27 protein-coding genes and 1 tRNA gene are annotated in these 23,987 nt (G+C 71.0%); 13 read left to right on the forward strand and 15 right to left on the reverse strand.

The window, feature by feature from the left end; all coding sequences use genetic code 11:
* Positions 1 to 48 precede the first annotated feature (48 nt).
* On the reverse strand, positions 49 to 2,499 hold the full coding sequence (locus FV233_RS12405) for an EAL domain-containing protein (protein ID WP_147897659.1): 2,451 nt from the start codon (positions 2,497 to 2,499) through the stop codon (positions 49 to 51).
* A 519-nt stretch (positions 2,500 to 3,018) separates the two neighbouring features.
* Between FV233_RS12405 and FV233_RS12410 the strand changes: the two genes are divergently transcribed.
* The 6 genes from FV233_RS12410 to FV233_RS12430 all read left to right on the forward strand — a co-directional run bounded on the left by FV233_RS12410 (position 3,019) and on the right by FV233_RS12430 (position 4,972).
* A complete protein-coding gene (locus FV233_RS12410) occupies positions 3,019 to 3,279 on the forward strand; it encodes a hypothetical protein (RefSeq protein ID WP_147897660.1) in 261 nt (86 codons plus the stop codon).
* A 157-nt stretch (positions 3,280 to 3,436) separates the two neighbouring features.
* Positions 3,437 to 3,721 (forward strand): hypothetical protein, encoded by a 285-nt coding sequence (locus FV233_RS12415; protein WP_147854925.1) that lies wholly within the window; start codon positions 3,437 to 3,439, stop codon positions 3,719 to 3,721.
* Positions 3,722 to 3,863: 142 nt separating this feature from the next.
* On the forward strand, positions 3,864 to 4,151 hold the full coding sequence (locus FV233_RS12420; RefSeq protein ID WP_147854926.1) for a hypothetical protein: 288 nt from the start codon (positions 3,864 to 3,866) through the stop codon (positions 4,149 to 4,151).
* Positions 4,152 to 4,282: 131 nt separating this feature from the next.
* Positions 4,283 to 4,456, forward strand: coding sequence for a hypothetical protein (locus FV233_RS30295; RefSeq protein WP_187277720.1), 174 nt, complete (start codon positions 4,283 to 4,285; stop codon positions 4,454 to 4,456).
* Positions 4,457 to 4,531: 75 nt separating this feature from the next.
* A complete protein-coding gene (locus tag FV233_RS12425) occupies positions 4,532 to 4,693 on the forward strand; it encodes a YqaE/Pmp3 family membrane protein (RefSeq protein WP_147854927.1) in 162 nt (53 codons plus the stop codon).
* Between the two features lie 30 nt (positions 4,694 to 4,723).
* Entirely contained in the window at positions 4,724 to 4,972 is a 249-nt protein-coding gene (locus tag FV233_RS12430; RefSeq protein WP_147897661.1) for a hypothetical protein, read from the forward strand.
* Positions 4,973 to 5,022: 50 nt separating this feature from the next.
* Here FV233_RS12430 and FV233_RS12435 read toward each other — a convergent pair whose 3' ends face one another.
* The 3 genes from FV233_RS12435 to FV233_RS12445 form a co-directional block, all read right to left on the reverse strand.
* Positions 5,023 to 5,346 (reverse strand): hypothetical protein, encoded by a 324-nt coding sequence (locus FV233_RS12435; protein ID WP_147854929.1) that lies wholly within the window; start codon positions 5,344 to 5,346, stop codon positions 5,023 to 5,025.
* 202 nt (positions 5,347 to 5,548) lie between these two features.
* Complete coding sequence (locus FV233_RS12440; RefSeq protein ID WP_147854930.1) at positions 5,549 to 5,740, reverse strand: DUF3606 domain-containing protein; 192 nt, start codon at positions 5,738 to 5,740, stop codon at positions 5,549 to 5,551.
* Between the two features lie 75 nt (positions 5,741 to 5,815).
* On the reverse strand, positions 5,816 to 6,133 hold the full coding sequence (locus tag FV233_RS12445; protein WP_147854931.1) for a hypothetical protein: 318 nt from the start codon (positions 6,131 to 6,133) through the stop codon (positions 5,816 to 5,818).
* Between the two features lie 410 nt (positions 6,134 to 6,543).
* Here FV233_RS12445 and FV233_RS12450 point away from each other — a divergent pair, with 410 nt between their 5' ends.
* Positions 6,544 to 6,951, forward strand: a complete 408-nt coding sequence (locus tag FV233_RS12450; protein WP_147854932.1) for a hypothetical protein — start codon at positions 6,544 to 6,546, stop codon at positions 6,949 to 6,951.
* 163 nt (positions 6,952 to 7,114) lie between these two features.
* On the opposite strand, the gene FV233_RS12455 is transcribed toward FV233_RS12450, so the two are convergent.
* The 9 genes from FV233_RS12455 to FV233_RS12495 form a co-directional block, all read right to left on the reverse strand.
* Positions 7,115 to 7,414 carry a hypothetical protein gene (locus FV233_RS12455; protein WP_147854933.1) on the reverse strand — a complete coding sequence of 100 codons (300 nt, stop codon included), beginning with the start codon at positions 7,412 to 7,414 and terminating at the stop codon, positions 7,115 to 7,117.
* 229 nt (positions 7,415 to 7,643) lie between these two features.
* Positions 7,644 to 8,267: a sigma-70 family RNA polymerase sigma factor gene (locus tag FV233_RS12460; protein ID WP_246689970.1), complete on the reverse strand. Its 624-nt coding sequence runs from the start codon at positions 8,265 to 8,267 to the stop codon at positions 7,644 to 7,646.
* A gap of 763 nt (positions 8,268 to 9,030) precedes the next feature.
* Positions 9,031 to 9,122 (reverse strand) — tRNA-Ser (locus FV233_RS12465).
* Between the two features lie 12 nt (positions 9,123 to 9,134).
* Entirely contained in the window at positions 9,135 to 9,980 is an 846-nt protein-coding gene (locus FV233_RS12470; RefSeq protein ID WP_246689971.1) for a glycosyltransferase family 2 protein, read from the reverse strand.
* The gene (gene lysA / locus FV233_RS12475) at positions 9,977 to 11,245 is read right to left on the reverse strand and encodes a diaminopimelate decarboxylase (protein ID WP_147854935.1); all 1,269 of its coding nucleotides are present in this window, start codon (positions 11,243 to 11,245) and stop codon (positions 9,977 to 9,979) included. Before lysA ends, FV233_RS12470 begins: the two co-directional genes overlap by 4 nt.
* A 134-nt stretch (positions 11,246 to 11,379) precedes the next feature.
* Positions 11,380 to 11,727, reverse strand: coding sequence for a lipoprotein (locus FV233_RS12480; RefSeq protein ID WP_147897662.1), 348 nt, complete (start codon positions 11,725 to 11,727; stop codon positions 11,380 to 11,382).
* A gap of 116 nt (positions 11,728 to 11,843) precedes the next feature.
* Complete coding sequence (locus FV233_RS12485; protein WP_147857822.1) at positions 11,844 to 12,146, reverse strand: 3',5'-cyclic-nucleotide phosphodiesterase; 303 nt, start codon at positions 12,144 to 12,146, stop codon at positions 11,844 to 11,846.
* A gap of 127 nt (positions 12,147 to 12,273) precedes the next feature.
* Entirely contained in the window at positions 12,274 to 12,975 is a 702-nt protein-coding gene (locus FV233_RS12490; protein WP_147897663.1) for a hypothetical protein, read from the reverse strand.
* Between the two features lie 109 nt (positions 12,976 to 13,084).
* Complete coding sequence (locus FV233_RS12495; protein WP_147857583.1) at positions 13,085 to 13,705, reverse strand: DUF1134 domain-containing protein; 621 nt, start codon at positions 13,703 to 13,705, stop codon at positions 13,085 to 13,087.
* Positions 13,706 to 14,052: 347 nt separating this feature from the next.
* On the opposite strand from FV233_RS12495, the gene FV233_RS12500 reads away from it, so the two are divergent.
* Complete coding sequence (locus tag FV233_RS12500; protein WP_238261423.1) at positions 14,053 to 14,526, forward strand: YHS domain-containing (seleno)protein; 474 nt, start codon at positions 14,053 to 14,055, stop codon at positions 14,524 to 14,526.
* Here the strand turns inward: FV233_RS12500 and FV233_RS12505 are convergent.
* Together FV233_RS12505 and FV233_RS12510 are read right to left on the reverse strand one after the other, a co-directional pair.
* Entirely contained in the window at positions 14,507 to 15,388 is an 882-nt protein-coding gene (locus tag FV233_RS12505; protein WP_147897664.1) for a 3'(2'),5'-bisphosphate nucleotidase CysQ, read from the reverse strand. The two genes, FV233_RS12500 and FV233_RS12505, sit on opposite strands and share 20 nt — an antisense overlap.
* Positions 15,389 to 15,514: 126 nt before the next feature.
* Positions 15,515 to 18,451: a bifunctional [glutamine synthetase] adenylyltransferase/[glutamine synthetase]-adenylyl-L-tyrosine phosphorylase gene (locus tag FV233_RS12510; protein ID WP_147897665.1), complete on the reverse strand. Its 2,937-nt coding sequence runs from the start codon at positions 18,449 to 18,451 to the stop codon at positions 15,515 to 15,517.
* A gap of 476 nt (positions 18,452 to 18,927) precedes the next feature.
* On the opposite strand from FV233_RS12510, the gene FV233_RS12515 reads away from it, so the two are divergent.
* The 5 genes from FV233_RS12515 to FV233_RS12535 all read left to right on the forward strand — a co-directional run.
* Complete coding sequence (locus FV233_RS12515) at positions 18,928 to 19,638, forward strand: histidine phosphotransferase family protein (protein ID WP_147857590.1); 711 nt, start codon at positions 18,928 to 18,930, stop codon at positions 19,636 to 19,638.
* Positions 19,639 to 19,741: 103 nt separating this feature from the next.
* Positions 19,742 to 22,477, forward strand: a complete 2,736-nt coding sequence (locus tag FV233_RS12520) for a hybrid sensor histidine kinase/response regulator (protein ID WP_147897666.1) — start codon at positions 19,742 to 19,744, stop codon at positions 22,475 to 22,477.
* A gap of 45 nt (positions 22,478 to 22,522) precedes the next feature.
* Complete coding sequence (locus tag FV233_RS12525; protein ID WP_147897667.1) at positions 22,523 to 23,014, forward strand: chemotaxis protein CheW; 492 nt, start codon at positions 22,523 to 22,525, stop codon at positions 23,012 to 23,014.
* A 10-nt stretch (positions 23,015 to 23,024) separates the two neighbouring features.
* The gene (locus tag FV233_RS12530; RefSeq protein ID WP_147856739.1) at positions 23,025 to 23,417 is read left to right on the forward strand and encodes a response regulator; all 393 of its coding nucleotides are present in this window, start codon (positions 23,025 to 23,027) and stop codon (positions 23,415 to 23,417) included.
* A 45-nt stretch (positions 23,418 to 23,462) separates the two neighbouring features.
* The coding region (locus FV233_RS12535; RefSeq protein WP_147897668.1) for a response regulator at positions 23,463 to 23,987 on the forward strand (525 nt) is incomplete at its 3' end.

Raw genomic sequence — 23,987 nt, forward strand, 5'->3', positions numbered from 1 at the left:
TGGCGTTCCGGGCCGTGCATCGTCGGATCCTTCAACGGCGCGGGTGCGTCAGGCCCGCGCCCGGGCGACGGGCGCCATCTCTTCGGAGTGGTCCGGAAAACACAGCATCTCGGCGTAGTCGCCGATCGGGCGCGGCTTGCCGAACAGGTAGCCCTGCATCTCCCCGCACGCCTCGTCGGCCAGGAACCGCCTCTGCGCGGGCGTCTCGACGCCCTCGGCGACGACCCCCATCCGGAGGCTCCGGCCGAGGCTCAGCACGGCGCGCACGATCACGGCCGCCTGCGGATCGACGCCGAGTTGCGCCACGAACGAGCGGTCGATCTTCATCTTGTCGAACGGGAAGGCCTGCAGGGTCGCCAGCGACGCGTAGCCGGTGCCGAAATCGTCCATGCTGATCCGGACGCCGAAGCTCTTCAGGCGCCGCAGGATGTTGATCGCCCGGGCCATGTCGTTGATGATCACGCTCTCGGTGACCTCCAATTCCAGCCGGTCGGGCGACAGGCCAGTCTGGGCCAGCACGGCCAGCACCGTCTCGGGCAGGTCCGGCTTCTGGAACTGCCGCGGCGACAGGTTCACCGCGACCTTGAGCGACGGCGCCCAGGTCGCGGCCTCGCGGCACGCCTCGCGCAGCACCCAGTCGCCGAGCGCGATGATCAGCCCGGTCTCCTCGGCCAGGGGGACGAACACCCCGGGCGGGATCTGGCCGCGCACCGGATGGGTCCAGCGCACCAGCGCCTCGAAGCCCACCAGTACGCCCGTCGCGCCGTCGACCTGGGGCTGGTAGTGCAGGCTCAGCGCCTCGTCGGCCATCGCCTGCCGCAGGTCGCTCTCCAGCACCCGGCGCTCCTCCGCTTCCTCGTCCATGTCGGCCGCGAACACCCGGTAGGTGCCCCGGCCCTCGGCCTTGGCCCGATAGAGCGCGAGGTCGGCGCGCCGGTACAGGCATTCCGCGCTCACCCCGTGCTCCGGCGCCACCGCGATGCCGACGCTCAGGCCGACGCCGATCCGCTGCCCGCCCACCTGGAGCGGCGCCGCGAACAGGCCGGTCAGGCGCTCGGCGACCGTGACGGCTTCCTCGGGGCCGCCGGTGAGCAGGACGGCGAACTCGTCGCCGCCCAGGCGCGCCACGACGCCGTCCCCCACCGACGACCGCAACCGGTCCGCCACGCTGCGCAGCAGGTCGTCGCCGGCTTGGTGGCCGAGCGTGTCGTTCACGCCCTTGAAGCCGTCGAGGTCGAGGTAAAGGACCGAAGCGGTGCCGCCCCGGATTGCGATCTCGGTGAGGCACCCGTCGAGATGCTCCCGGAACAGGCCGCGGTTCGGCAGGCCGGTCAGGATGTCGTGCCGCGCCAGCCGTGCGACCTCGGCCTCCGCGGCCTTGCGCTGGGTGATGTCCGTGAAGGTCCGCACGAAGCCGCCGTCCGGCAGCGGCACGGTCCGGATCTCCAGCACCAGGCCGTTCGGGCGCACGCGCTCGTGGACATGCGCCTGCTCCGGACCGCCGCGCTCGATCCAGTCCCGGTACGACCGGTCGGTGCGGTTGTGCTCGCGGTGGCGCAGCTGATGGCGCAGGACGGCCTTGTAGCTCGGGGCCCCCAGCATCATCGCGCGCGGCAGGTCGAGGAGCGCCAGGGCGCGCTCGTTGCACACCTGAACCGTGCCGCGCCCGTCCACCCGGATCAGCCCCTGGTCCATGCTGTCCAGGGTCATGTCGAGCAGCAGGGTCTTCTCGCGCAGGGCGAGGCCCTGGCGGGCCAGCGCCGCGTTGATGGTGCGCAGGTGGTCCAGCATCAGCGCCAGCGCCGCGAAGGCCAGGATCACTGCCATCATCACGGCGATGCCGCCCGCCACCGCACCGCGGGCGAGGCCGAGATCCAGGGTCTCCTGCGCCGGGTCCGGGACCACGCGCGCCGCCGCCATGGCCAGGAAGTGCAGCCCGGCGATGGCCGCCGTCAGGATCGTGGCGGCGGCCATCCGGGTCCGGCCGTCGCCGCCGCGTCCATGGACCATCAGGGCCGCGCCGGAGAGGCCGCAGCCGATCGTCGCCGCCACGACGGCCAGGGTCGGATCCCAGTCGAAATGTCCGGGCAGCACCACGCCGGCGATGCCCAGGAAGTGCATGCAGGCGATGCCGCCGCCCAGGACCAGGCCGGCGACGGCCCCGGCCCAGGGCGCGCCCTGGTGCGCGGCGCGCAGCAGCGTGAAGGCGACCAGGGCGGCCGCGATGGCGACGATCAGCGACAGCAGCGTGGTGGCGACCTCGTAGCCGACGACGATTCCGGGATCGTACCCGAGCATCCCGATGAAGTGGGTGCTCCAGATGCCGGCGCCGGCCGAGAAGCTGGCGGCCAGAAGCCAGCTCGGCGCCCAGGCGCCGCCCTTGCGCACGCGCTGCTCGAGCAGCAGGGCGACGTAGCACGAGATCCAGCAGACACAGGCCGCCAGGGGAACCACCCAGGGGGTGTGCTCGTCGGTCAGGCAGGCCAGAGCGCGGTACATGGGAGCCTCGCCACGCGGCAATACGGGCGCACGATAGCGCGGCCAATACTAATCAGAAGTTGCATTTCGGAATAAGATTTCGCCTCTCAGGAGGGGTGTTCCGGGTCATCGCGTCGTCGCTTGTGTGGCATGATCAGAAAGTCCCGGCCCGAACTCCGAAGCGGGCCTGCCGGATCTCCGCGCCCGGCCCACCCGTCCGGTGCCGTGAATCGCCGTCGATGGACGCGAAAAGCCCCGAAGATTGCTCTTGGGAACGGTTCTCAAGCCGGCCAGCGTGGCGGTTACATGCCGCCAGCGCGCGTCGGCCATGCCTCATGACCGGTGTCCCGGCCGCCGGAGGCGCGGTAGGTGACGGCTCCTCCCAAGACGACCCCTTCGAGCCCGCTCGGCACAAGCCGCGGCGGGCTCTTTTTCGTTAAGCGTTTCGCCATACCCCTCTTCGGTATCCACGATCCGACGGCGGCTCGGCTCTCCGCCCGCCGCCGACGGATCGTTTGACGGCTTCCTTTGGCATCCCGCATGAAACACCGCTTCGCGTTCCTGGCCTTGATGATCGTATGCGCGGGCCCGGCCCTCGCCCGGGGCGACCGGTCCGGGCCGGGCTGCGACGACCCGCAGACGACCGGGTCTCTGCCCACCGGGATGCGGGACCTGGACGCCCTGGCCGTCGAGTCCGACCGGGTCGCCGTGATCCCGCCCGAGGACAGCTGGCAGGAGCAGGCGCAGCAGAACGCGGAACGCCGCCGGCGGAAACGGGCGGAAGGATGCGGGGTCGATTGACGGTCGTCGGCCGCGTCCCGAACAGGAGGCGGGACAGCCTGCCACTTATCGTTGATTCCCCGGGCAATCACCGGCACTGTGCCTGCGGCCGCGCCGACACGCGCCGGCAACGCTCCGCGGGCACGCATGCGGACCTGAACGCGAAGGGCGATCCGACATGAGGCTTCTGGCTCTCGGTGCCGTCATGGCCCTCACGGCAGCACCGGAAGCGCTGGCGCAGAGCATGCAGGACGTTCCGGTCCAGCGCGACCTCAGGCGGATGGACCGGCTCGACAGGCGCCTCAACCGCGACGGCATCCGGCGGGTCGATCCGAACGTGACGCCGGACAATCCCGACGGCGTCGTCGGCTTCGACGGCGTACCCGACAATTACGGGGATCGCGGCGTCATCGATGACGGCCCCCTGCCGCCCGGCTCGCCGGCCGATACCGACGACGACTGAGCTTCAGCCGCAGCGCCGCGGGAGCGGTGCCGATTGCAGTGCAACCCTGTTCGCCGCTCGGGCTTTGATGTCACGCGCGCCGGCGCCGGGCCGGTCCCCGCTTCGGCGGCTCGCGCGCCGCAGGCGATCGGGAGACGGACAGATGGCTGACGACACACCGCACGCCGACGGCGTCGCCCGGAGGATTGCCGAGAACGTCTACGCCGCGTTCTGCCGGCAGGCGACGATGCCCGCCCACCCGCTCGAAGAGCAGACGATCCTGGCGCGGCTCGTCGAGGCGATCCGCCCCCAGGTCGGGACCGGTTCGCCCGGAGCGCTCGTCGAGGCCGCCAACGCGGCCCTGTCCGCGTGGGAACAGCGGGACCCCGAGATCCGCGGGCCGCGCGTCGTCGCGGTGAACCCGATCGACGGTGCCGTGACCGTCGGATAGGGCGTCGTCCCGAAGACCGCTGTCCGGCACGATGGGCCGGCCGCGCGGGAGCGATGCCAAAGGGGCGGCGGTTTTAAGCAGGGATGCGCATGCGCAGGGGTCGGCCGAGGTCTGGCGCTTCGAAGCGGGCTTTGCCCGAAAGCCTGACGCAGCATCTCTCGGATCCGAAGATCCGGGTCCTCAAGACACCGGACGGCCGGCGTCGCTCCGACCGCGCGGCCGGCGTGGTCCGGAAGGTCCTGATCTCGCTCGTGACCCTCGCCGTGCTCGTGCTGGCCGGGGGGCACCTCGTGCACGCGTGGTAGGAAAACGCGGCGGGATCGGCCCTACCTGAAACGGCCAGGCTGCCTATGTCTCCGCTGCAAGGAGCCGTTCAACCCATGATCATGATCATCATCTGCTTCCTCGCGCCATGGCTCGCCATGTTCCTGCGCGGGAAGATTCTGCAGGGCATCCTCTGCATCATCCTCCACATCACGATCATCGGATGGATCCCGGCGACGATCTGGGCGCTGGTTGTCACCCGCAGGGAAGCCGCCTGACACGCCGCCGGCGCCGACGAGGAGGTCCGCATGCCGCCCAAGCTCATGAAGACGATCATCGGGGCCGTGGTCGCCGTCGCGCTCGCGGCGGCTGTGTCCTACGGGGTGATCAGCCAGCAGACCGCCGACCAGATCCAGACCAAGGCCAACGAGGCGCTGCAGACCGACCAGACCGCGCCGGCTCCGCAGCAGCAGACCCAACCGGCGCCTCAGACTCCCGGCCCGCAGACTCCGAGCCCGCAGACTCCGAACACGCAGGCGCCCGCGGCCCGTCCGTAGGGGGCGGCCTCCCTCGCTCCACGATGCCGGAGGGGCCCTGGGTCCGCGCCTTACTGGAGCGAGCCCGGTCCCGGCGACATCGAGCGCCCGGCCTCGAGCAGCGCGCGGATCTTCGCGGTGGCGTGGGCGAGGATGTCGGGGCGCGCCTCGTCGTAGGACGTTTCCGTGACGAAGCTCTGGAGCGCCTCCTCGATCCGGTCCTCGATCTCTTCCATCACCGTCAGGGCCTGTGGGCCCTCCCGGCGCATGTAGGCATCCGCCAGGGCCAGGTAGGCCGCGCTGGCGAGTAGAAACGCGACTCCGTTGGCTTCCTGCGCCATCTCGGAGCCCGGCTCCGGGCTGCCGGCTTGGTCGTCCGAGAATTCATCGATCATAAAGTCATGCTCTGCACGGAAACCATGCCAGAGCATGTCTCAGTTATTGCGACGCACACAGCTGCAAAGACTGCGTATCAGCTTGACCATAAGGCGTCGAATACTACTTTTGGGTCGACGATCTCAGATAATTGCACTCTGTGGTTGTAATTGACCGTGGGGCCGCATCGGTCCGTACCCCAGCTGACAGCGGGCCTTCATCCTACACGATACCGCTGCCGTCGTACGGCCACGGTCGGCCGAGATGGGCCGCGACGGCGGCCGGATCATCGCCGACCGCCTGCACGGCTTCCGTCACATTCTCGACCGGCACCTGAAGGCGGCGCGCCCAATAGGCGGCCGAACTCGGGTCTTCGACGTTCACACGCTTCGGCTCTTGGGACACATCGGACATGGCAACCTCCGCCGGGAGAACCGCCCGGGAACCCGGACGGTTCAGACGCCGGGTCCGCGCCGGGGAGCGTACGAACTACCAGCCGCCGTAGAACCGGCGCGGGCCGTCGTAGCCGCCGGGGCCGCGCTCATACCCGCCCCCGTGGCCGTACCCGTATCCCGGGCGGCCACCATAGGGGCCGCGGGGGCCGCCATAGCCCCATCCGCGATCGTTGGGACGGCAATGGCCCCATGGGTTCGGATGAAAGCCCGGACCGCAGCCGCCGGCCACGCGCTCGATCAGAACGGTGCTGTCCGGCGGCGCGTAACCGAACGGGGCCGCCTTCGCCGCCGTGCCGGTGGCAAGTCCTGCCGCGACGACCGCGGCGATACCGAGCATCCTGGAACGCACCATGACCCGATCTCCTGAACCCGTCGGCCCGCACCTGCCGGACCGGATGCCCAGAGGATGTGGCCGGCGCCCTGAACCAGTTCTGGTCGGATCGTTCATCAATCCGACGGGAGACTGGATTGATCGATCCCACGGCGGCCTTCCTGGATGACGCATCAGGATGGCGTCTTCGCCGATCTCGCACGCTGCGAAGACCTGTGCGGGCGCGCACGGTGCCAGAGTGCCGGCAGGCGTAGCCGTGTGAACGCCGGATCCGGCAGGCGGTGCGCCGCCAAGGCCCTGTCCGCCGCTTTCGACGCTCTCACCGGTATGCCCATCCTTCTGTACCGTGACAGGCTGAACCACCTTCAATTTGGAACGGGCCGGCGGCGAAATTGTTGAGACGCCATATTCACCACAACAGGACAACCCGGATGCGCAAGCTTGCACTCGCTTCCACGGCACTGCTCGGACTAGGCCTGCTGGCGTCGGCACCCGCCGAGGCTCGCGGCTGGGGTTACGGCGGCGGCTACGGTCATGGCGGCTACGGATACCGGGGCGTCGGGTTCCGCGGCGGCTACGGCGGATATCGTGGCTACGGACGCGGCTATGGTTACCGTCGCGGCATCGGTCCGGGCGCGGCCATCGGCCTCGGCATCGCCGGCCTCGCGGCAGGCGCCATCGTGGCCAACAGCTACGGCGGCTACGGTGGTGGCTACGGCTACGGACGCCCGGTCGGTTACTACGGCGGCGGCTACGGTTACGCGCCGGCCTACGGCTATGCGCCGGCTTACGGCTACGGCGGCGGCTACGGTTATCCGGCTTACGGTTACGGCTACTGAGCCTCTGACCGCCTGACGCCATCACCTGTCGGGGCACTCGGATTCGATCCGGGTGCCCCTTTTCATGTGCGACGTACTCGGCATCTGATGGCTCGAGGCTGCTGCGGTCCGTGAGAAGCCGCCCGGCGTCGCTCCGGGCGGCTTCGTTCAGGTCAAGGTCGGATCACCAGCGGTGGTGCCAGCCACCGTGCCGGTAGCCGCCGTGCCAGCCCCAGGGCCGGTGGAACCCGACGGGGCGATAGCCGCCCCAGCGATGCCAGCGGGGGCCGTACCAGCCGACCCTGCGGTAGCCGTAGAAGACCGGCCGGACCACGACGGGACGGTAGATGACGTTCGGTCGGCAGTACCCGTCATAGCCGCGGTGGCCGCCGAACCCGCATCCATCGCGAGCCTGCGCGGTACCGGCCGTCGCTGCAATCGTTCCCAGTGCCAGGGCTGCCGCGCCAACAAGCTTGAGTCGCATCTGCACCTCCTCTGCTGCGATGGCCTGAAAACATCGATCCCCGCGGGAGGGTTGCAGGTTTCTACGATCGAATACGTTGCCAATTGTATCTGGCTGAGGGGACTCACCTTATCGTTACCTGCGCGGCGGTGCCGGCGCCCGATCCTGAGGCCGTCACGAACCCGATCGGCGGATATCCGAGGTCCGGCGACGGCTGGCTGTCACCACCTGCCTGACCGCGGCGGAGACGTCACACGCCCAGGGCGAGGGAGAGGCGCTCGCGGGCCCGGCTGACCCGGCTCTTCACCGTACCGGGCTGGCACCCGAGGATCGTGGCCGCCTCCTCGTAGACGAGACCCTCCAGCACCACGAGCAGGAGGGTTTCCCGCTGCTCGGTCGGGAGATCGTTCAGGGCCGCCTGCAACTCGGCGAGGCCGATGCGATGCTCCTGCTCGGGCGGCAGGCTCAGGCGGGACGCATGGGTCCCGTCGACGTCCTCGACCTCGCGCCGAGACCGCAGCCCCTGGTTGATGTGCGCGTTGCGCAGGATCGTGAACAGCCAAGCGATCAGGTTCGTGCCGGGCTGGAAGCGGGCGCGATGCTCCCACGCCTTCAGCAAGGTCCCCTGCACCATGTCGTCCGCCTCGGCCGCGCTGCCGGCGCGGACCATCGCGAACCGGCGCAGGCGTGGCACCGCCGCGATAAGGCCGTCGCTGAACGCCTGCGAGACCTGCCGCTCCACCTGAGCATCGCGCAGGGCGGCCCGGAGCCGCAGCAGGACCTGCCCGAGTCGCGTTCCGGGATCGACCTCCTCCATGGAGGGCAGGATCTCGTTCAACCGGCGGCCGATCAGGTCCTGGACATGCCGCGGCAACCCCTCGGTCGTCGAAGGTCCGTCAGGTGCTTCACGCGAGAGCATGGGAAGGACCGTCCTTCTTCCGTACGGGAGCGCCCATCGGCCCCTGTACGACGCTGTTCAGATCACGCGTTCTGGCTGGTTGATCCTGCTCACGTCAATGATCCGAGTATACCAGTCCAGGCCCGGACGTTCACGCAACCGGTAACGGTCGGTCCGATTTCGCGCCGCGACCCGGCGTAGGGTGAAGCGCGACCGTCATCGGTTCGGATTCGGGCTGCAAGATCGGTTCATTCGCGCTTTCGGCGGCGGTGGAAGCTCCGGGCCATTCCTCATGGCGGCCGGAGGGCGGCACGCTGTCGATCTGGAACTCCTCGTCGCCGGACGGCCGTCACGTCGCTGACTTGACGGAGGACACGTCCGAAGCGCCGACCTTACCCGTCCCACCGCGGCCCCGGGCCGCTTACCCGCGTCGCGGCCGATCCGCGACGCGGGTGTTCGACGTAAACTCAGACGGATCCGCCGCGGCGGGATCGGAGCGCGACGGGGCGCATCCGGGTGCATCGCTTGGGTCGCAGCCACCGCCCAGGCGGATCTGCACCCAACGCCTCAGCCAACACGTCCCGCATGCCGCTCGCGCGAAACCAGCAGACCTTGGCCGGGCGACCGTCCATCAGCGCTGGACATACGGACGAACCGAAGTCGCCCGCTGTTCGACAGTCGAGCGGCATGTCGGCCGCTTGGAGAATGTGAATTGGGGCAGGCGCTTGAGCCACGTGAGTGGCGGAGACGGAGGGATTCGAACCCTCGATACCCCTTTCGGGGCATGCTCATTTAGCAAACGAGTGCCTTCAGCCGCTCGGCCACGTCTCCGGCGCTCTGGCTCTAGAAGGTCGGATCGGGCGGGTCAACCCGATCCGGACCGGTGGCGGTGCGGCGGCGGCGTTCGTAGTGTTTGGCGATGCGCAGATGCCGCGAGATCGCGTAGTTCATGGCCGTCAGGAAGCCGTAGGTGCCGCGCACGACGTGGCGTCGGCCGAGATAGGCCTTGAGGAAGTTGCCCGGCAGCTCGACGAACACGCGCCAGGTGGGAATCACCACGCCCCGGGCCTCGAGGTCGTCCGCCTGCTGGTCGGAGTAGCGGTTGAGCTTGTCCAGCTGATCGCCGAGCGAGCGCACCGAGAAATGGTGGATCACCCCGCGCAGGCGGCCGGGTTTCACCCCGGGCTCCAGGGCGACGCGGTCGTGGACCGGGGAGGCCGCGTAGCGCCCCCGGTCCTTGCGATAGAGGCGAACCGGAGTCAGCCGGTAGGCCCACGGGTGGGGCCGGCCCTCGCCCGGAAAGACCTCCGCGATGCCGATCCGCCAGGCCGGCCGGCTGGGCTCGCCGGAGGCGAACAGGGTGCGGATCTCGGCCGCCAGCTCGGCGGGGACGACCTCGTCGGCGTCGAGGTTCAGCAGCCAGACGTGCCGGCACTGCTCCTCGGCGAAGCGCTTCTGCGGACCGTAGCCGGGCCAGGGCTTGTGGATCACCCGGGCGCCCAGCGCGGTCGCCAGGGCCTGGGTGCCGTCCGTGGAACCCGAATCGACGACCACGAGGTCGTCGGTCAGGTCGCGCACCGCCCGGATGGTGGCGCCGATCCGGTCCGCCTCGTTCCGCGCGATGATGAAGATCGACAGGGGCAGCGGTCCCGCGCTGGCTTCTCGCAAGCCCACCGGCGCGCCGGTCACGCCAGCCAGTCCGGCACTCGATCGAGGGCGACGAGATCCTCCACGCTCATGCGCGGGCGCACCACGGCCGCCCGGTCGCCGCGCACCAGCACCTCCGGCACGAGGGCGCGGGTGTTGTAGGTGCCGGCCTGGACCGCCCCGTAGGCGCCCGCGCTCATCACGGCGATCAGGTCGCCCGCCTGCACCGCGGGCATCTCGCGGTTGAGGGCGAGATAGTCGCCGGTCTCGCAGACCGGGCCGACCACGTCGGCGACGATGCGGGGCGTGTCCGGCCCCGGCTCGGCGACGGGGCGCAGGCCGTGATACGCCTCGTACAGGGTGGGGCGGATCAGGTCGTTCATCGCCGCGTCGATGATCACGAAGGTGCGCCCCTCGGACTGCTTCACGTACAGCACCCGGGTCACCAGGATCCCGGCATTGCCGGAAATCATCCGGCCGATCTCGAAGACCGGGCGCAGGCCGAGCGGCGTGAAATGCGGACGCAGGGTCTCGGCCAGGGCGGCGGGGTCGGGCGGCGGGGCGTTGTCGTCCCGGTACGGGATGCCGAGACCCCCGCCGAAATCGATGTGGCGCAGGGGATGGCCGGCCGCCAGCAACTGCCGGGCGAGGTCGGCGAGCAGCCGTGCCGCGCTGGCGAACGGGGCCAAGTCGGTGATCTGGCTGCCGATATGCATGTCGACGCCGTGGATCGCGATCCCCGGCAGGGCGGCGGCCGCGGCATAGACCTCCGGGGCCCGGGTGATCGGGATACCGAACTTGTTCTCGTACTTGCCGGTGGAGATCTTGGCGTGGGTGCCGGCATCCACGTCCGGGTTGACCCGCACCGAGACGGGGGCCGTCAGACCGAGGCCGGTTGCCGTCTCGGACAGCTGGGCGAGTTCGGGCTCGCTCTCGACGTTGAAGCAGAAGATTCCGGCCTGGAGCGCCGCCACCATCTCGTCCCGGGTCTTGCCGACGCCGGAAAACACGATCTTGGCCGGATCGACCCCGGCCGCGAGCGCCCGATGCAGCTCGCCGCCCGAGACGATATCCATGCCCGCGCCCTGGGCGGCGAGGGTCCGCAGCACGGCCTGATTCGAATTCGACTTCATGGCGAAGCAGACCAGCGCGTCGTCGCCCGCGAAGGCCTCCGCGAAGACCCGGTAGTGCCGCTCCAGGGTGGCGCTGCTGTAGCAGTAGAAGGGCGTGCCGACTTCCGCTGCGAGATCCGTCAGATCGACGTCCTCGGCCTGCAGGCGACCGTCGCGATAGTGGAAATGGTGCATCTCGGCCGTGTCTCTCCTGCGTGCCGGAGCGCGGGGTGTTTCCCGTGAAACATCCCGGCCGCCTGCCGGCGGGGCGCCCATCGACGAGGGCGCGACACGGCGCAGGCGCGGAGGCGGCCTCCGGCAGAAGCCGTCTACAGCAGCGGATCGAGAATGAAAGGCTCCTTGGGGATCCGGTAGCCGCGCTTCGCGCCGCGGCCGGTCTCGATCGGTGCCCCGGTGCCGCCCGGCGGAACCGCCGCGATGGACAGCTCGTCCCCGGCCCGCACGGCAGCCGCCGTCGGCTCTTCCGCGCCGCCGCCGAGGCCGACCGAGACCGGCAGGGTCCGGCGGCCGGCGACCGCGTCGGAGCCCGCCTGCGCGGCCGGGGACGGGGCCGCGGTCTGCGGTGGCTCCAGGGAGCCGCGTCGGCCGCAGGCGGCGAGCGCCAGGGCGACGAGGCCGGAAGCGGCGAGGAGCTTCAGGGCGGGAGACGACAACATCGCGCGAGGATCCGGCGGGCTCGGCGCCGGCGCTCGAGGGCCGGCGGGAGCCTCACCTTAGCGGTTGGCGGGCGCCGGCGCGAGCGCCGACCCGCCACAGCAAGCCGGGCTTGGCCTCAGCCGCGCTGATCCTTGGTCCCGCGTGCGCCCTGCTTGCCCTTGGCCGGGGCGTCCTGCTGCTGCTGGGCCTCGTAGGCGTCGATCGCCCGGCGGCAATTCTCGCTGAGCTTCTTCCAGTTCTTCTGGAAGCAGGCGTCGGTGGCCGGATCGTCGGGGGCCAGGTTGCCGCAATAGGTCAGATAATCGCCGGTGCAGTATTTCTTCAGGGTCTCGTTGCCGCGCTTCGACTGCTGCGCCGCGGCCGGCAGCGTCAGGGCGGTAGCCGCCGCGACGGCGAGAAGGATTGGCTTCAGGCGCATGGGGATACGTACCATCTCTCGGAGGCAGGAATGTCGGGAAAAGTCCCGGTTGCGATGATGCCTTTGCATGGTCGAAACAAGGCAATCAGCGAACGTTTCTCAGCGGCGATCGGGCTTTGCGCTCCGATCAGACGCGCTCGGGCTGCGGGGCCGGAAAGGTCGCCCTGGGCATCCGGTCCTGGCCGGTGAGGGCGTCGGCGACCTCCGAGATCCGCCTGCGCAGGTCGGCGTTCTCTCGCTCGACGCCGCCCTGACGATCCGCCAGCGTCTGGGCGAGAGCTTCCTCGGCGGCCTTCAGGCTGGCGCGCAAGTCGTCGCGCTCCGCCGCCTGGGCGACGGGATTCGCGTCGGCATTGCCGGCCGGCGTCTGCTCGGCGCGCCGGCCCTGCCGGACCGCCAGGAGGCTGTCGAGCAGGTCCGCGTGCGCCTCCTCGAGGACGCGGAGCGTGGCGGCGCTCGCGGTCCCGTCCTCGCGGGCGCTGGCGAGTTCGGTCTCGAGTTCCCGGGTCTTGGCCTGCGCCTGGGCGATCTCGGCGTCGCGGGCCGCCACGTCCCGGGCGAGGGCTGCCGCCCGCATGGCGCCGGCACCGATCGCCGCGAGGTCGGCATGGCGCTTGGCCTGCACGGTCTCGACCCTGCGCTCCAGGCGCCGCTGCTGCACGGCGAACTGCGCGCGCAGGAAATCCCGCTCCGCGGCGATCTCGGCCGGCGACAGCGGCAGCCGCGCCTCCGCCCGCCGTCGGGCCAGGCGCGCGGCGCGCGCGTTGAGGGCCGGGAGCAGCAGGAGGCCGCACAGGCTCGCCGCCAGGAAACCCAGCGCGAAGATCATCACGGTTTCGATCACGAGGGGACGGCCCGCGCAGACGGCCGGAAGACCCGGCCCAGGATCAGTCTAACCCAGGTCGGCCGCCGGGGCGAAATCAAGCTCCACCCATCAATCAGAACGGGTTCCAGGTCGCCTCCCGGGTGAACTTCAGATAGCCGACATTGATCCCCAGCCGGGCGCCGACGCCGCTGCGGATCGGCACCACGATGATACGGTCGCTCACGACCGCCGTCATGCCGAAGCCGCCCACCAGGTAGGCCGAGCCGTCGACGCCGCCGAAGCGCCGGAACAGCTCGCGCACGTTCGGCAGGTTGTAGACCAGCATCATGGTGCGGGCGCCGTCGCCGCCGACGTCGAAGCCCACGGAGGGACCCTGCCAGTAGACGTGCTTCTGCCCGGCGTTGCGGGTGTAGAGCGTGCCCTCGCCATAGCGGACGCCGGCGACCACCGCGCCCCCGCCCTCCTGTCCGAGGATGTAGCCGTTCGGCTCGCCCCAGCGCCGTCCCGCCTCCTCGACGGTGAGTGCGAGGCCGCGGGACACCGACCCGAAGAAGCGATGGCCCGATTCCACGATCTCGCCGGGGCGGAACGTCTCGGGCGTGTCCAGTTCGCCTCCGCGCGCCAGCGCCGCGCCGATTCCGGAAACGCCCGCCAGGGGCGCGCCCAGCGCCAGGCCGAGGCCCGCGCGGAGCAGGTGGCGGCGGTGGGTGCCGCGCTCGTCTCGTACCGTCATCGTTGCCTCCTCGCCCGGTTCAACGGCAGCATCGGATCCAGGCCGATGTTGCCGGTCTTGAGACTCGCATCGTCCGAAAGCCGGTGACCATCTTCCGCGCGATGCTTTAACGGTTCCGCGGCGGATCCAGGCCGCCGCGGGCACGAGCCGGTCGCGGCCGCATCCGCGACCGGGATCCGCACGAGGACGGGCCCGCGATCCGGGACGGCGCGGACCGAACCGTGGGACCAGCTTCTGAGGAAAACCGCAAGATGTGGTTAACGCGCCCTGACGCCGCTCCGGCCCCGGCCTCGCTCCGCGCGCGGTGTCCCGGGTACTGGCGCATACGGGCTGGCCGAACCGGCCTGATGCCCATTCTGGCGTTCGCCGCCCTGATGGCCGGCGCGCCTGCGGCGGCCGAGCCGGGAGACACGGCGGCGATCGAGCTTCTGGCGCTCCAGGGGTTCGACCCGGTCAGCTATTTCCTCAAGGACGGGCCGCGGGCCGGCGCCCCACGGTTCGAGATCTCGTGGGGCGGCCAGGTCTGGCGCTTCGCCAGCAGCGCCGACAGGACGGCTTTCCGGGACAACCCGGAGGTCTACGCCCCGCGGCTCGGCGGCTTCGACGCCGCCGGCATCCTGGACGGGCGCCTGGTCGATGCCGACCCCCTGGTCTTCGCCGTGATCGGCGAGCGCCTCTACCTGTTCCGGGATGCGGCCCGGCGCGACCGGTTCCTGGCCGCGCCCGAACTGGTCCGTCAGGCGGAGGCGGCCTGGCCCGGCCTGCAGGACCAGTTGGACATGCCGCCTCGGGATGCGCCGATCAAGAATGCGCCGCGGTGAGGCGCGTCCGCACCGGCCGGGCGGGCCCGGATGCCGGCAGGGCGAGGCCGGCGGCGAGATCAGGGTCGCCCAGGGCCGCGAACGGCCCGTTGCGGTAGCCGGCGCGGTAGCGCCCGTACCGGATCGGGCCGCCGCCGGGGACCACCACGCAGCCGCCGGCCGCCGCCAGGATGTGGTCGCCGGCGGCCGTGTCCCATTCCATGGTCGGCCCGCAGCGGACGTAGACGTCCGCCTCGCCGGCCGCGATCAGCCCAAACTTGAGGGCGGATCCGGTCTGGCGAGTCTCCGAAACGGGCAGGGCGGCGAGGCACGTCGCGGTCTCCGGGTCGCCGTGCCGTCGGCTCCCCAGGGCGACGAGGCCGCCGCGCGGCGCCGGACGGGCCCGCACCGGCCTGCCGGCGCCCGGGTGCCCGTCGATCACGGGGGCCTCGACGGTGGTCGCGCCGGCCCACCAGGCCCGCCCGAGGCCGGGGGCCACGAGGGCGGCCGCCACCGGGCGCTCGCCCGCGATCAGGGCGATGTTGACGGAGTAATCCGGCGTCCCGGCCAAGAAGTCGCGGGTGCCGTCCAGCGGATCGACCAGGAAGAAATTTTGGGCCGGCCGCACCGCGAGTTCGTCCGCCGGGGTGCTCTCCTCGGCGACGACGGCCATTCCGGGGAAGCGTGCGGCCAGCGCCGCGACGATCAAGGCCTCGGCCTCGATGTCGGCGGCGCTCGACGGCGATCCGTCCGGCTTGAGGGCGTGGGGGCAGGGGCCGCGATGATAGCGCCGCAGCACCTCACCGGCGGCGCAGGCGATCTCGGCGAGCGCCGCGGCGATCCGCTCGCGCTCAGGCCCCGAAAACATCGCCGCGCCCGTCATGTCGCCTCCCGCACCCGCTTGCATGCCCGAGCGGGTTGAGATTGTCGACGGTTCGGGCCGGGAAACGGTTCCGTTGCGTGGTGTTGATCGGGGAGTGGCGGCTGAACGGATAGGGGGCTGATACCTCTATGGGGACTGGACCCCGATCACCGTCCGCTTGATCCGGGCGAGCAGCGCACAGGTCCGGCGCCGGTGGCGATGCAGCTCCGCCGCGAGGCTGCGGGCATCCGGCAAGCCCACGGCCTTGGCGATCTGCCGGGCGGCGCCGTCGGAGGGGACGGCGCCGGGATCGGCCATCACCAGCCGCTGCCATTGGTAGACCGCGTCGAGGAAGCCGTAGGTCTCGGACAGGGGCTCGGTCATGGCGGTGGGCAGGATCCCGCGCGCGCCGGCCTTCCGGAGCACAGCCTCCCCCGAGAGGCCGATGCCGTCGGCCTGGACCTGCGGGTGGCTCAGCACGATGGACTGGGCCAGGAAATCGAGGTCGAACAGCCCGCCGGGGGCGAGCTTGAGGTCGTACGGCCCGGCATGGCCGCGCTCCGCGGCGACGAGCCGGCGCATCTCCCCGGCCGCGGCGCAGACCTGGGCGGGATCGCGCGGCTGCCCGACCGTCTCGGCGATGGCCGCCATGACGGCCGCGCCGAGTTCGGGATCGCCCGCCACCACCCGGGCCCGGGTCAGGGCCATGTGCTCCCAGGGTTCGGCGGCCTCGCGCTGATAGGTCACGAAGCCGTTCAGCTGCACGGCGGGCGGGCTGTGGCTGCCGTAGGGCCGCAGGCGCAGGTCGACCGCGTAGAGCCGGCCGCGGCGTGTGGCGGTGGTCAGCGCCGCGTAGAGCCGCTGCGCCAACCGGTTATAGGCCACGACCGCGTCGAGCGGGCGCGGGCCGTCGCTCATCCGGTTCTCCGGATCGAAATCGTACAGGAACACGAGGTCGAGGTCGGAGACCGCGCTGAGCTGCCGGGATCCGAGCCGGCCGAGCGCCAGCACGCAGCACCGGCCCTTCGGAACGGCGCCGTGGTCCTGCGCGAACCGGCGCTCCTCCGCCTCCAGGTTCAGCGCGACCGTCGCCTCCGCGATGGCCGAATAGGCCTCCCCGGCTTGGCGCGGCGTGATCAGGCCGGACAGGAGCCGCGCCCCCGTGACGAAGGCCATCTGCCGGGTGGCGTCCCGGCACCGGTCCAGAAGCTCCTCGTGGCTCGGCGGCTGCCCGACCAGCGCCCGGTACTGGTCGCGGACCTGCTCAGGATCCGGCACCGGCGCCACGAAGTCGGGATCAAGCACGGTGTCGAGGACGTGGGGGCTGAGGCTGACCGTGTCGGCGAGGTGGGGCGAGGTCCCCAGGATGTCGGCGAACAGCAGGCGCAGGCGCGCGTGCGAGCGCAGGATGGCGAGCAGCTCCGCCACCGCCGGCATCCGGGCGAAGGCCCGGTCGAGGGTGAGCAGGGCCGCGTCCGGATCGTTCGTGCCGCCGAGCGCCCGCAGCAGGCTCGGCAGCAGCTCGGTCAGGATCTCCCGGGCGCGGCCGGCCTGGAGCGCCGGACGGCGGCCGACATGCCAGCCCTGCACGGTCTCCCAGGCTGTCCGCGGATCGCGGAACCCGAACGCCGCCAGGGCCTCCAGGGTGCCGGGGTCGGCCTCGCTCTCGCCGAACACCAGGGCGTCCTCCGGCGCTCCGTCCCCGGGCGCCGCCTCGAACAGCAGGGCGTAATGGGCCTGGACGCGGCCGGCCTGGTGCAGCAGCGCCGCCTCGAACGCCGCCCGCGTGGGGAAGCCCGCGAACAGGGCCAGCGCGTCGAGCGCCGCATCCCCGGTTGGCAGGCGCTGGGTCTGCTCGTCGCGGATCATCTGGATCCGGTGCTCGAGGGTGCGCAGGAACCCGTAGGCCTCCGTGAGCTCGTCCCGGGCTTGTCCGTCGATCCAGCCCTCCGCGACGAGGCGGGACAGCATCTCGACGGTCCGGCGCCCCCGCAGGGCGGGCTTGCGGCCGCCGAACACGAGCTGCTGGGTCTGGACGAAGAACTCGATCTCCCGGATTCCGCCGCGGCCGATCTTGATGTCGTGGCCCGCCACCGTGATCGTGTCGTGCCCGCGGACCAGGTGGATCTGCCGCTTCATCGCGTGGATCTCGGCGATGGCCGCGAAGTCGAAGTGCCGGCGCCAGATGAACGGCGCGAGATCGGCCAGGAACGCCGCGCCGGCCGGGATGTCGCCGGCGATCGGCCGGGCCTTGATGAAGGCGGCGCGCTCCCAGTTCTGGCCCAGCGTCTGGTAGTAGTCGAAGGCGAAGCCGGTTGAGAGCGCCACCGCCGTCGAGCCCGGGTCCGGCCGCAGCCGGTAGTCGATCCGGTGGACGTAGCCATCGGCGGTGCGCTCCGAGAGGAGCTTCACCAGGCCCTGCGCCAGCTTGACGAAGAACGCCTTGGGGTCGCCGCCGGTGGCGGCCGCGGCGGGCTCGGCCTCGTAGAAGACGACGAGGTCGATGTCGCTGGAATAGTTCAGCTCGGCCCCGCCATGCTTGCCGAGCGCCAGGATCACCAGCCCGGAGCCGACCTGCGGCGCCTCCGGGTCCTGCGGCCGGAACCGGCCGGCCGCCATGCCCTGCCGGAGCAGGGCGTCGGTTGCCGCGCTCACCGACGCGTCGGCGAAGTCGGACAGGGCCCGGACGACCGTGTCGAGGTCCCAGCAGCCCCCGAGATCGGCCAGCGCCACCAGGAGGGCGTGCGCCTCGCGGTTCCTGCGGAGCTGGCGGCCCACCTCCGCGAGGTCGGGGTTGGCCCCGCAGGCGCCCCCGACCGCGCGCTGCCGCTCGATGATCGCCCGGCTGGCGGCGCCCGGCGGCTGCCCCATCAGGGCGACGAGCCGCTCCGGGGCGCGGGTGACGGCCTGCCAGAGGAACGGCGAATGGTCGGCGAGACCGAGCAGCAGGGCACGACAGGCGGGGGTGAGGAAGCCTTCGGGGAGGGCCGGCTCGATCTCGGCGAGCCGCGCGCGGGCCGCCTCGGGATCGGCGGGCCGAAGGCTGGGGCGCAGGCTGTCGCGCAGGGTCGGTTCGGGCAGCATCGGACGGCCCATCGTCAGCGCGGCCGGCCGGGCACGGCCGCCCGGATCCGGCCCCGGGGCGTGCCGGGGCGTGCCCCGGCGATGGAGCGTCCGCTTCGACCGGTGGTCTCGCGTCTCACGCCGATCCTCCCTGTCGCGCGCCGCCCCCGATCGCGCCGGGCTTCCGGGACGACGCACGATCCGCGTCGCCCTCGGCACGATGGCCGGCATCCTAACCGATCCGGGCGCGGCCGGCACCGGGGCTTTCCGGGCGACCCGCCGCGTTGCCCGCCGAACCGCCCGGTAACGCTTTTCAAAGGCGACCGTGGCGTTTATCCGTGCGGACCGGTCCATCGCCCCCGGCCCGGCCGCCGGGCCGCGCGGCGAGTTTCGCGGGGACTCGACCGCCAACCGGGCGGCCAAGGATCGGCGGTTCCGACGCGACGGGCCGGCCCGCAGATTATTCGCCCCCCAGATCCGCCCGCCCGGAGCGCAGCATGTCCTCCCCGAACGCACCCCGCCTGACTCTCGACGGCCTCGACCTCGCCGCCCTGCTCTGCTCCCGCGTCTGCCACGACGTGATCAGCCCCGTCGGCGCGATCGTGAACGGGCTGGAGGTGCTGGAGGACGACGATGACGAATCGATGCGGGTCTTCGCCCTCGAACTGATCGGCAAGAGCGCCCGGCAGGCCTCGGCCCGGTTGAAATTCGCCCGGATCGCCTTCGGGGCGGCCGGCTCCGCCGGCGCCTCGATCGACCTCGCCGACGCCGAGAACGTGGCCAAGGGCATGTTCAGCGACGAGAAGACCAAGCTGGCCTGGAGCGCGCCGCAGGCCCTGTTCCCCAAGAACAAGGTCAAGCTGCTCCTGAACCTCGTGATGATCGCCACCTCGGCGATCCCGCGGGGCGGCCTGATCGACGTCACCGTCTCCGGCGACGGCGAGGCGCCGACCCTCGTGCTCACCGCCAAGGGCTCGCATGCCCGCATCCCGCCCCATGTCGAGGAGCTGATGGCCGGCAGCCCGGAGAGCGGCACCGTCGACGCCCACGCCATCCTGCCGTTCTATGCCGGCCTCGTGGCGCAGGCCGCCGCCATGGATGTGCGATTCGCCATCGAAGGTGATGAAGTGACGATCACGGCCTCGCCGACAGTGATCGCAACACCCGCGGAGGCCGGTGAGGAAGATTCCGGCACGGCGCTCGCCTAAAAAACTGGAAAACCACGGGGTGGGGAGGGGATTGAAACGCTTCCCTAACCCCGCGCGAGTAAGTACGTTACGCGAGAGCCTCTTCGTGTAACGAGTATCGCCGATGGACGACCTGCTTCGTGAGTTCCTGACCGAGAGCGGGGAGCACCTCGACACGGTCGATGCTGAATTGGTTCGGTTCGAGCAGGATCCGAATAATCAGACGATACTGCGGAATATCTTTCGACTCGTCCACACGATCAAAGGAACCTGCGGGTTTCTCGGCCTTCCGCGCCTCGAGGCCTTGGCGCACGCCGCCGAGACCTTGATGGGCCGTTTCCGGGACGGCCTGCCCGCCACCTCCGAATCGGTCACGGTGATTCTCTCGACCCTGGACCGGCTGAAGGCGATCCTGGCCGACCTGGAAGCCACCGGCACCGAGCCGGCGGGCTCCGACGACGACCTGATCTCCGAGCTGGAGCGCATGGCCTCGGACGAGCCGGAGGCCCAGGCGGCACCGGCCCCCGCGCCCGAGCCAGTGCTGCCGGATCCGGTCTCCCGCGAGCCGAAGCCGGGCGAGGTGACCCTGGACGAGCTGGAGGCGGCCTTCCTGGCAGCCCCGGGCCCGAGCGAGGCCGACTTCGCCGCGCCGGCCCCCGTCGAGGCGCCGAAGGTCGAGGCACCCAAGCCCGCCGCTGCCAAACCCGCCGCCCCCGTCGTGCTCAAGGCCGAGCCGGCCGAGGCCGATTCGGGCAGGGCCGAGCCGGCGGGTGACACCGAGGCCGTGGTGGCCACCGAGACCACGGCGGCCGGAAAGATCCAGACGATCCGCGTGAACGTGGATACGCTCGAGCACCTGATGACCATGGTCTCGGAGCTTGTGCTGACCCGCAACCAGCTCCTCGAGATCGCCCGCCGGCACGAGGATTCGAGCTACAAGGTTCCGCTCCAGCGCCTGTCCCACGTCACCGCCGAGCTGCAGGAAGGTGTCATGAAGACGCGCATGCAGCCGATCGGCAGCGCCTGGCAGAAGCTGCCGCGCGTCGTGCGCGACCTCTCGGCCGAACTCGGAAAGCAGATCGACCTCGTGATGGTCGGCGCGGAGACCGAGCTGGACCGGCAGGTCCTCGAGGTGATCAAGGACCCGCTGACCCACATGGTCCGCAACTCGGCCGATCACGGCCTCGAGTCCACCGCCGGGCGCATCGCGGCGGGCAAGCCGGCCCGCGGCACGATCCGCCTCGCCGCCTACCACGAGGGCGGCACGATCACGATCGAGATCGCCGACGACGGCAAGGGCCTCGACCTCGCGGCGATCCGCAAGAAGGCGGTAGAGCGCGGGCTGGCGGCCCAGGCCGATGTCGAGCGGATGACCGACGCGCAGGTCGCCAAGTTCATCTTCGACGCCGGGTTCTCGACCGCGGCGGCGGTCACCTCGGTGTCGGGCCGCGGCGTCGGCATGGACGTGGTCAAGACCAACATCGAGACCATCGGCGGCATCATCGACATCGCCACCACGGCGGGCCGCGGCACCACCTTCACCATCAAGATCCCGCTGACCCTGGCCATCGTGGCCGCCCTGATCGTGCGCGCCGGCGAGCATCGCTTCGCGCTGCCGCAGGTGGCCGTGCTCGAACTGGTGCGGGTCGATGCCGGGGCGCAGCGGGTCGAGCGCATCAACGGTTCGCCGGTGCTGCGCCTGCGCGAGCGGCTGCTGCCGATCGTGTCGCTCACCGGTCTGCTCGGGCAATCGGCCGACTCGGGCGAGGAGGCGACGCAGGCGGGCTTCGTGGTGGTGGCCCAGGTCGGGCGCGAGCGCTTCGGCATTCTGGTCGACGAGGTCTTCCACACGGAGGAAATCGTCGTGAAGCCGATGTCGGCCAAGCTGCGGCACATTCCGATGTTTGCCGGCAACACGATCCTCGGCGACGGCGCCGTGGTGCTGATCGTCGATCCCAACGGCGTGGCCCGGCAGGTCGCCCAGGGCGTCCAGGGCAGCAACAGCCATGCCGATCCCGACGCCGAGGCGGAGATGTCCGACGGCATCGACTCCAAGACCACGCTCCTGGTGTTCAAGGGCGGCCAGGGCAGCTTCAAGGCGGTGCCGCTCTCCCTGGTGACCCGCCTCGAAGAGATCGAGTGCGACAAGGTCGAGTGGCTGGGCGGCCGTCCGCTGATCCAGTACCGCGGCCGGCTGATGCCGCTGGTCCCGGCCGACTCGGCGATCACGATCCGCTCCGAAGGCACCCAGGCGCTGGTGGTGTTCTCCGACGGCGAGCGCGCCATGGGCCTGGTGGTCGATGAGATCGTCGACATCGTCGAGGAGCGCCTCGACATCGAGATCGCAGCCGACCGCTCGGACCTGATCGGCTCGGCGGTGCTGCGTGGCCGCGCCACCGACATCATCAACATCGCCCACTTCCTGCCGCTCGCCTACGACGACTGGGCGCGCGGCCCGAAGAAGTCGGAGCAGGTCTCGACGCTCCTTCTGGTCGACGACTCGGCCTTCTTCCGCGACATGCTGAGCCCGGTGCTGAAGGCCGCGGGCTATCAGGTCATCACCGCGGCGAGCGCCGATGCCGCGTTGGCACTCCTCCAGTCGGAGACCCGGATCGAGATCGTGGTCACCGACCTCGAGATGCCCGGCCGCAGCGGCTTCGACCTCGTCGCCGCCATGCGGGCTTCCGAGCCGCGCCTCGCCGGCCTCCCGGTGATCGGCCTGACCGGGTCGGTCGGGGCCGAGGCGGTGGAGCGGGCCCGGGCGCTGGCGATCAGCGACCTCGTGGCCAAGTTCGACCGCAGCGGACTGATCGCGGCCCTGGCCGAGATCAGCGCCACGGATGTCTCTCAAGCCGCCTGATCCCGGCACCGCCCGCCCTACGACGATCGAACCCGGAGAGTTCTGATGCAGGCTGCCAATGCCAACGGCGCCGAGACCGGCCCCACCGACGACTATGTCACCGTGTTCGTGGGCGACACCCTGTTCGGCCTGGCGATCGAGCGCGTCCACGACGTGTTCGTCCCCTCCGGCGTGACGCCGGTGCCGCTGGCGCCATCCGAGATCGTCGGCCTGCTGAACCTGCGCGGCCGCGTGGTCACGGCGGTGTGCCTGCGTCGGCGCCTGGGCCTGCCCGATGCCGTGGTGCAGGACGAGAAGGCCAATCCCAAGATGGCGATCGGCCTGGAGCAGGGCGGCGAGACCTTCGCGCTCGTGGTCGACGGCGTCGGCGAGGTGCTGAAGCTCGGCACCGCCAGCCGCGAGGCGGTGCCGATCAACCTGGATCCGCGCTGGCGCAACCTCGCCACCTGCGTCCACCGCCTCGACGGCCGCCTCCTGGTGATCCTCGACGTGGACGCGCTCCTCGGCTTCAGCGCTGCCGGCGCGAAGGCCGCGTGAAGGAGGGGGTATGAAAGCGCCACACGAGACGACCTGCCTGGTGGTCGACGATTCCGCGGTGATCCGGAAGGTCGCGCGGCGGATCATCGAGGCCCTCGGCATCAATGTGAGCGAGGCCGAGGACGGCAGCGCCGCGCTCGAAGTCTGCGCGGCCGGCATGCCGGACGCGATCCTGCTCGATTGGAACATGCCGAACATGGACGGCTACACGTTCCTCCAGGCCCTGCGCCAGAGCGAGGGGGGGACCGTCCCGAAGGTCCTGTTCTGCACCACCGAGAACGATGTCGGGGCGATCGCCCGGGCGCTCCGAGCGGGGGCGGACGAGTACATCATGAAGCCCTTCGACCGCGACATCCTGGCGGCCAAGCTCGAACAGGTCGGTCTCGTCGCAGACGCGGCCTGAATCGGCGCCGACCCCAACCGCGACCCAGTACCCGAGGCAAACATCATGGCCCTGAGCCCCGCGGTCGTCCCGCTTCGCAGTCCGCCTGCGCAATCCACGACATCCACGGCGGCTCCGATCCGGGTGCTGATCGCCGACGATTCGGCCGTCGTGCGCGGGCTCGTCGCTCGTTGGATCGCCGAGGCCGGGTTCGAACTCGCCGGGACCGCCTCGAACGGCCGCATCGCCCTGGAGATGATGGCCAAGCACGACCCGGACGTCGTGCTGCTCGACATCGAGATGCCGGAACTCGACGGCAAGACGGCGCTGCCGCGCATGCTGGCGATGAGCCCGAATCTCCAAGTCGTGATGATGTCGACGCTGACCACGCGCAACGCCGACATCTCGCTGAAATGCCTCGCCCTCGGCGCCGTCGACTACATCGCCAAGCCCGAGAGCAACCGCGGCGTCACCACCTCGGAGACGTTCCGAGTCGAGCTGATCGAGCGCGTGCGGGTGTTCGGCGCCGCCCGGGCCCGGGCCCGGCGTCCCATGGGCGCCCCGGGCGCCGCGCCGGCCCCCGCCCAGGCC

The sequence above is a fragment of the Methylobacterium sp. WL7 genome (assembly GCF_008040085.1).
Taxonomy (GTDB): Bacteria; Pseudomonadota; Alphaproteobacteria; order Rhizobiales; family Beijerinckiaceae; genus Methylobacterium; species Methylobacterium mesophilicum.

Coding starts and splice junctions, on each gene's coding strand:
- FV233_RS12405 (WP_147897659.1), bottom strand. CDS start 2,499: ATGTACCGCGCTCTGGCCTGCCTGACCGACGAGCACACCCCCTGGGTG.
- FV233_RS12410 (WP_147897660.1), top strand. CDS start 3,019: ATGAAACACCGCTTCGCGTTCCTGGCCTTGATGATCGTATGCGCGGGC.
- FV233_RS12415 (WP_147854925.1), top strand. CDS start 3,437: ATGAGGCTTCTGGCTCTCGGTGCCGTCATGGCCCTCACGGCAGCACCG.
- FV233_RS12420 (WP_147854926.1), top strand. CDS start 3,864: ATGGCTGACGACACACCGCACGCCGACGGCGTCGCCCGGAGGATTGCC.
- FV233_RS12425 (WP_147854927.1), top strand. CDS start 4,532: ATGATCATGATCATCATCTGCTTCCTCGCGCCATGGCTCGCCATGTTC.
- FV233_RS12430 (WP_147897661.1), top strand. CDS start 4,724: ATGCCGCCCAAGCTCATGAAGACGATCATCGGGGCCGTGGTCGCCGTC.
- FV233_RS12435 (WP_147854929.1), bottom strand. CDS start 5,346: ATGATCGATGAATTCTCGGACGACCAAGCCGGCAGCCCGGAGCCGGGC.
- FV233_RS12440 (WP_147854930.1), bottom strand. CDS start 5,740: ATGTCCGATGTGTCCCAAGAGCCGAAGCGTGTGAACGTCGAAGACCCG.
- FV233_RS12445 (WP_147854931.1), bottom strand. CDS start 6,133: ATGGTGCGTTCCAGGATGCTCGGTATCGCCGCGGTCGTCGCGGCAGGA.
- FV233_RS12450 (WP_147854932.1), top strand. CDS start 6,544: ATGCGCAAGCTTGCACTCGCTTCCACGGCACTGCTCGGACTAGGCCTG.
- FV233_RS12455 (WP_147854933.1), bottom strand. CDS start 7,414: ATGCGACTCAAGCTTGTTGGCGCGGCAGCCCTGGCACTGGGAACGATT.
- lysA (WP_147854935.1), bottom strand. CDS start 11,245: ATGCACCATTTCCACTATCGCGACGGTCGCCTGCAGGCCGAGGACGTC.
- FV233_RS12480 (WP_147897662.1), bottom strand. CDS start 11,727: ATGTTGTCGTCTCCCGCCCTGAAGCTCCTCGCCGCTTCCGGCCTCGTC.
- FV233_RS12485 (WP_147857822.1), bottom strand. CDS start 12,146: ATGCGCCTGAAGCCAATCCTTCTCGCCGTCGCGGCGGCTACCGCCCTG.
- FV233_RS12490 (WP_147897663.1), bottom strand. CDS start 12,975: ATGATCTTCGCGCTGGGTTTCCTGGCGGCGAGCCTGTGCGGCCTCCTG.
- FV233_RS12495 (WP_147857583.1), bottom strand. CDS start 13,705: ATGACGGTACGAGACGAGCGCGGCACCCACCGCCGCCACCTGCTCCGC.
- FV233_RS12500 (WP_238261423.1), top strand. CDS start 14,053: ATGCCCATTCTGGCGTTCGCCGCCCTGATGGCCGGCGCGCCTGCGGCG.
- FV233_RS12505 (WP_147897664.1), bottom strand. CDS start 15,388: ATGACGGGCGCGGCGATGTTTTCGGGGCCTGAGCGCGAGCGGATCGCC.
- FV233_RS12510 (WP_147897665.1), bottom strand. CDS start 18,451: ATGCTGCCCGAACCGACCCTGCGCGACAGCCTGCGCCCCAGCCTTCGG.
- FV233_RS12515 (WP_147857590.1), top strand. CDS start 18,928: ATGTCCTCCCCGAACGCACCCCGCCTGACTCTCGACGGCCTCGACCTC.
- FV233_RS12520 (WP_147897666.1), top strand. CDS start 19,742: ATGGACGACCTGCTTCGTGAGTTCCTGACCGAGAGCGGGGAGCACCTC.
- FV233_RS12525 (WP_147897667.1), top strand. CDS start 22,523: ATGCAGGCTGCCAATGCCAACGGCGCCGAGACCGGCCCCACCGACGAC.
- FV233_RS12530 (WP_147856739.1), top strand. CDS start 23,025: ATGAAAGCGCCACACGAGACGACCTGCCTGGTGGTCGACGATTCCGCG.